We start from the raw sequence: 5,118 nt of genomic DNA on the forward strand, positions 1-5,118 counted from the left end.
CACCCATCCTTCGCAAAAATTCGGCAACTGGATGGTGGTCTTTTTCCGCGACGGCAAGATGTACGAAACCGTGCATCCCAGCGAATTCCAGAGCTAAGCGCTCTGGGTTCATCGTGGCTTCTCTCGGGGCCCGTTTAAGGCCTTAAGTCCGCTTTAAGCGGCCGTTGTGTTGGGCTGCAACAACATTCCTCGGGTTTCAATGAAGGCAATCACCTCGGCCAGGCCGGCCTGGGTTTTGAGGTTCGTCATTACAAATGGTTTCAAACCCTTGGGTGTGGTTCGCATGCGGGTGGTGTCTTTTTTCATTACTTCCAGATCCGCACCAACATAAGGCGCCAAGTCGGTCTTGTTGATCACGAATAAATCGCTTTTCGTAATGCCCGGGCCGCCCTTGCGCGGGATCTTCTCGCCGGCCGCCACGTCAATCACGTAAATCGTCAAATCGCTCAGTTCCGGGCTGAAGGTGGCCGCCAGGTTGTCGCCGCCGGACTCCACGAACACGACGTCGGCATCGGGGAAATCCACCAGCATGCGATCTATGGCCTCCAGGTTGATGGAGGCGTCCTCGCGGATCGCGGTGTGCGGGCAACCGCCGGTTTCCACGCCCATGATGCGTTCGGCATCCAGCGCGCCGCTCACGGTCAACAGGCGCTGGTCTTCTTTGGTGTAGATGTCGTTGGTGATCGCCACCAGGTCGTACTTCGCCTTCATGCCCTTGCACAGCATTTCGAGCAGCGTGGTCTTGCCGGAGCCCACCGGGCCTCCTATGCCCACGCGCAGGGGCGGAAGTTTTTTGGTGCGATTGGCGATGTGGTGCAAGCTCATGGGGATACCTTGAAGATCGTGAAGGAGGGCGGCATGGACGGGGTCAAGAGCGGAACAGCCGCGAATACTGGGTTTCGTGCTGCGACGACAGAATCGCCAGCATGGGGGAGAAGGCCTGGCGCTCTCCATCGGGCAGGCGCATCGCCGTCTCGACCGCGCCGGGGATGTCGCGGCTCAGCTGGGCCAGTATGCGCTGGCCGGCGCTCTGGCCCAGCGGTACGGACTTGATCGCGGCCTGCATCATGTTCTCGGCCCAGCCAAAGGCATAGGCCAGCAGGCAGTCGCGCACGCCGGCGGCTGTCTGTGAGGCGGCGAGCGCATAGGCCACGGGATAGGTCGGCTGCAGCGCGGCGCAGGCTTCTATGTGCGCGGCGCTGGCGCCTTCATGGTTGCGCAGCCATTCGAGCAGCGATCGGCCCATTTGTTCGGCCTGTGCGCGCAGCTCGCTGGTCTCGCGCGTCTGCAGCACCCAGGCGTTCAGGCCGGCGATGCGCTCCAGATTCCCCTCGCGCCAAGCCGGAATGGCCTGGGCGATCACGGCCAGGTCGCCGCGGGTCAGCGCCAGCTGGAGCTGGTCGCTGAGCCGGCGCGCGGCCATGGCTTCGCTTGTGACTTCGCCGCATTCGACGGCCGCCTCCATCCCTTCCGAGTAGGAGAAGCCGCCCACGGGCAGCGCGGGCGAGGCCAGCCAGATCAGCTGGAGCAGGCTGGATGCCGGCAAGGAGACCGCGGGCGGTGTGGATGTGTCCACGGCGGGCCTAGTGGCTGTGCGGCTTGTGCTTATGGACCTGGATGGCCACGGGCTTGGTTTCGTGTGCGTGGTCGTGATCATGGCCATGGTTGCAGCCGGGCCCATGTATGTGCGGCACCGGCTCGGCGGTAGTGGCCGCGGCAACAGGCGCATGATTGTGCGCATGGTCCCCGTGATGGTGCCCATGCCCATGTCCGCCCGAGCTGTATGCGCCGCCTTCAGGCTCAAACGCTTCCTCGGCCGCATTCACGATCAGGTGCATGGCGCGCAGCATGTCGGCCAGCACGTGGTCGGGTTCGATCTTCAGGTGGTCGGGCTTGAGCTCTATCGGCACATGCCGATTGCCCAGGTGGTAAGCCGCGCGCGTCAGGTCAAAGGGCGAGCCATGCGATGTGCAGGCGGTGATGCGCAGCACCGCCTGCGGCGCGGCAATCACCTTGACCATGGAGCCGTCTTCAGCCACCAGCACGTCGCCACCGCGCACCAGCGTGCCGCGCGGCAGGAAGACACCCAGCTGGCGGCCCAGCGAGTCGGTCGCGTCGAAACGGCTTTTCTGGCGCACGTCCCAGTCGAGCTCGACGGTGGCGGCGCGTTTGACGAGGACGGGGGCCAGGCCCGCGCCTTGTGGAATGACTTTGGAAACCTGGAGCATGGGGCCTTAAAAACAGGACGGGAGAGCAGGATTCAGAACAGGAAGTAGCGCTGCGTCATCGGCAGGCTGCTGGCCGGCTCGCAGGTCAGCAGCTGGCCGTCGGCACGCACAGCGTAGGTCTGCGGGTCGACTTCCATGCTGGGCAGGTAGGCATTGTGGACCATGTGCTGCTTGCGCACTCCGCGCACGTTCTTCACGGCGCTCAGGGTCTTGGCCAGGCCGAAGCGCTCCTTGACGCCGGCGTTCAGGCCGGCCTGCGAGACAAAGGTCAGCGAACCCCTGGCAATCGCGCCGCCGAAGCCGCCGAACATGGGGCGGTAGTGCACCGGTTGTGGCGTGGGGATGGAGGCGTTTGGGTCGCCCATGGCCGCCATGGCGATAAAACCGCCCTTGAGGATCACTGAGGGCTTGATGCCGAAGAAGGCCGGCTTCCAGACCACCAGGTCGGCCCACTTGCCGGGCTCGACCGAGCCGACCTCGTGCGAGATGCCGTGGGCGATCGCCGGGTTGATGGTGTATTTGCTGATGTAGCGTTTGGCGCGGAAGTTGTCGTGGCGCTCGCTGTCGCCGGGCAGCTTGCCGCGCTGCAGCTTCATCTTGTGCGCGGTCTGCCAGGTGCGGATGATGACCTCGCCGACGCGGCCCATGGCCTGGCTGTCGGAACTGAACATGCTGATCGCACCCAGGTCGTGCAGCACGTCTTCGGCCGCGATGGTCTCCTTGCGGATGCGGCTTTCGGCAAAGGCCAGGTCTTCGGCGATGCCGGCGTCCAGGTGATGGCACACCATCAGCATGTCGACATGCTCGTCGAGCGTGTTGACGGTGTAGGGCATGGTGGGGTTGGTGGAGGAGGGGAGGAAGTTCTCTTCGCCGACCACGCGCAGGATGTCGGGCGCATGGCCGCCGCCCGCGCCCTCGGTGTGGAAGGCGCAGAGGCTTCGGCCTTTTGTCGCGGCAATCGTGTTCTCGACAAAACCCGATTCATTGAGCGTGTCGCTGTGGATGGCGACTTGTGTGTCGGTTTCTTCGGCCACGTCGAGGCAGTTGCTGATGGCCGCCGGCGTGGTGCCCCAGTCCTCGTGCAGCTTCAGGCCTATGACGCCGGCGTTGATCTGTTCATGCAGTGCGGCGGGCAGACTGGCGTTGCCTTTGCCCAGGAAGCCCAGGTTCATCGGGAAGGCGTCGGCCGCCTGCAGCATGCGCTCGATGTTCCAGGGGCCGGGTGTGCAGGTGGTGGCGAAGGTGCCGGTGGCCGGGCCGGTGCCGCCGCCCAGCATGGTGGTGATGCCGGCGGTCAAGGCCTCCTCGATTTGCTGCGGGCAGATGAAGTGGATGTGGGAGTCTATGCCGCCGGCGGTGACGATCATGCCTTCGCAGCTGATGATTTCGGTGCCGGGGCCGATGATCATGTCGACGCCGGGTTGGGTGTCGGGGTTGCCGGCCTTGCCGATGGCGGCGATGCGCCCGCCCTTGAGGCCGATGTCGGCCTTGACGATGCCCCAGTGGTCGATGATGAGCGCATTCGTCATCACGCAGTCCATGCTGCCTTCAGCCCGGGTCTTCTGCGACTGGGCCATGCCGTCACGAATCGTTTTGCCGCCGCCGAACTTGACTTCCTCGCCGTAGCTGCCGGCGCGCAAGGTGTAGTCGGCCTCGACTTCGACTACCAGCTCGGTATCGGCCAGGCGCAGGCGGTCGCCGACTGTGGGGCCGAACATTTCCGCGTAGGCGCGGCGTCCAATCGTTGCCATCGTTGTATCCTCGATTCAGAAAAATTACGGCGCAGGCCTTGTGGGCTGGCCGATGCGCGGCCCGTTCGCCCCACCGCCGGCCACCGGATAAAAAAGCTCGCGCAGCGTGCCCAGGGCCAGGGCCAACAGGGCCACCGCGCAGAGGCGATAGGTGAACCGGGCCCAGCGCGCGCCCAGTCGGCGGAACACGCGGTCGACCACGGCGGCACACACAAAACACCACACGACGGACGCGACCATGAAGCCGGCAAAAAAGACGGCGTAGTCCGCGGCGCCGGGGTGGGCCACGCCTACCGCACCCATTGCGCCGCCCATGGCTGCCCAGTAGGCGATGTTTTGCGGGTTGGTCAGCGACAGCGCCATGCCTTTTTTCAGGGCGCCCTGGCCGGCAACTGCCGCGCCGGCGTTGTCCATGGTGTGCTCGACCCGCGCGGCCTGCCAGCTGTCCCAGGACAGCCAGGCCAGGTAGGCGGCGCCCGCCAGGCCCAGCGGCCAGCGCAAGGCATCGAATTGCATGGCCAGGCCTATGCCTGCAAGGCCCAGGACTGCCCACACGGCGTCTCCCACCAGCGAGCCCGCCTGCACCTGGAAGGCCGGCCGGAAGCCGCCGCGCACGCCTTGGCGCACCGTCTCGGCGAACACCGCGCCGGGCGCGGCATTAAAGACCAGCCCCAGGAAAAACGCGGAGATGAACAGTGTCGTCATGGCTTTGCCCTGGGTTGGCGGGGCTCAGAGCCCGCCTTGGACCAGGCCGCGAAAGCCATAGACGTTTCGTTCACCGGCGAAGTCCACCAGCTCGACGGTGCGCTGCTGCCCCGGCTCAAAACGCACGGCCGTGCCCGACGCGATGTTGAGCCGCATGCCGCGTGCCGCATCGCGGTCAAAGCCGAGCGCGGCGTTGGTTTCAGCGAAGTGGTAATGCGAGCCGACCTGGATGGGCCGGTCGGCCGTGTTCTGCACGACGACGGTCAGCGTGCGCCGGCCCGCGTTGAGCACATGGCCCGCGCCGTCGGTAATGAGTTCTCCGGGAATCATGCTGCGTCCTCAGGCCAGCCGGGCCAGCAGTGCCACGCCGAAGACGGCGACGGCTGCACCGGCCGCGCGCGGCAGCCAGGCATTGGCGCTGCGCAGCGCCCAGC

6 protein-coding genes are annotated in these 5,118 nt (G+C 65.6%); all 6 read right to left on the minus strand.

Annotation, left to right across the window (positions count from 1 at the left end; translation table 11 throughout):
- Nucleotides 1-153 precede the first annotated feature (153 nt).
- From ureG to AC1D0P_RS21570, 6 genes are read right to left on the minus strand one after another with little or no spacing between them, the layout of a single operon-like run.
- Nucleotides 154-825: an urease accessory protein UreG gene (gene ureG, locus AC1D0P_RS21545; protein WP_477678616.1), complete on the minus strand. Its 672-nt coding sequence runs from the start codon at nucleotides 823-825 to the stop codon at nucleotides 154-156.
- A gap of 43 nt (nucleotides 826-868) precedes the next feature.
- Nucleotides 869-1,546 carry an urease accessory protein UreF gene (locus tag AC1D0P_RS21550; protein WP_477678621.1) on the minus strand — a complete coding sequence of 226 codons (678 nt, stop codon included), beginning with the start codon at nucleotides 1,544-1,546 and terminating at the stop codon, nucleotides 869-871.
- 37 nt (nucleotides 1,547-1,583) lie between these two features.
- Entirely contained in the window at nucleotides 1,584-2,228 is a 645-nt protein-coding gene (gene ureE, locus AC1D0P_RS21555) for an urease accessory protein UreE (protein ID WP_477678617.1), read from the minus strand.
- Between the two features lie 32 nt (nucleotides 2,229-2,260).
- Nucleotides 2,261-3,979: an urease subunit alpha gene (ureC, locus tag AC1D0P_RS21560; protein WP_477678618.1), complete on the minus strand. Its 1,719-nt coding sequence runs from the start codon at nucleotides 3,977-3,979 to the stop codon at nucleotides 2,261-2,263.
- A gap of 24 nt (nucleotides 3,980-4,003) precedes the next feature.
- A complete protein-coding gene (locus AC1D0P_RS21565; protein ID WP_477678619.1) occupies nucleotides 4,004-4,684 on the minus strand; it encodes a LysE family transporter in 681 nt (226 codons plus the stop codon).
- A gap of 24 nt (nucleotides 4,685-4,708) precedes the next feature.
- Entirely contained in the window at nucleotides 4,709-5,014 is a 306-nt protein-coding gene (locus AC1D0P_RS21570; protein WP_477678620.1) for an urease subunit beta, read from the minus strand.
- Nucleotides 5,015-5,118 lie beyond the last annotated feature (104 nt).

Source organism: Polaromonas sp. P1_G2, from assembly GCF_056405515.1.

What these genes read in the sequence shown, in the direction of transcription:
- ureC (WP_477678618.1), bottom strand. Translation starts at nt 3,979, where the DNA reads ATGGCAACGATTGGACGCCGCGCCTACGCGGAAATGTTCGGCCCCACA.
- AC1D0P_RS21570 (WP_477678620.1), bottom strand. Translation starts at nt 5,014, where the DNA reads ATGATTCCCGGAGAACTCATTACCGACGGCGCGGGCCATGTGCTCAAC.
- ureE (WP_477678617.1), bottom strand. Translation starts at nt 2,228, where the DNA reads ATGCTCCAGGTTTCCAAAGTCATTCCACAAGGCGCGGGCCTGGCCCCC.
- AC1D0P_RS21565 (WP_477678619.1), bottom strand. Translation starts at nt 4,684, where the DNA reads ATGACGACACTGTTCATCTCCGCGTTTTTCCTGGGGCTGGTCTTTAAT.
- ureG (WP_477678616.1), bottom strand. Translation starts at nt 825, where the DNA reads ATGAGCTTGCACCACATCGCCAATCGCACCAAAAAACTTCCGCCCCTG.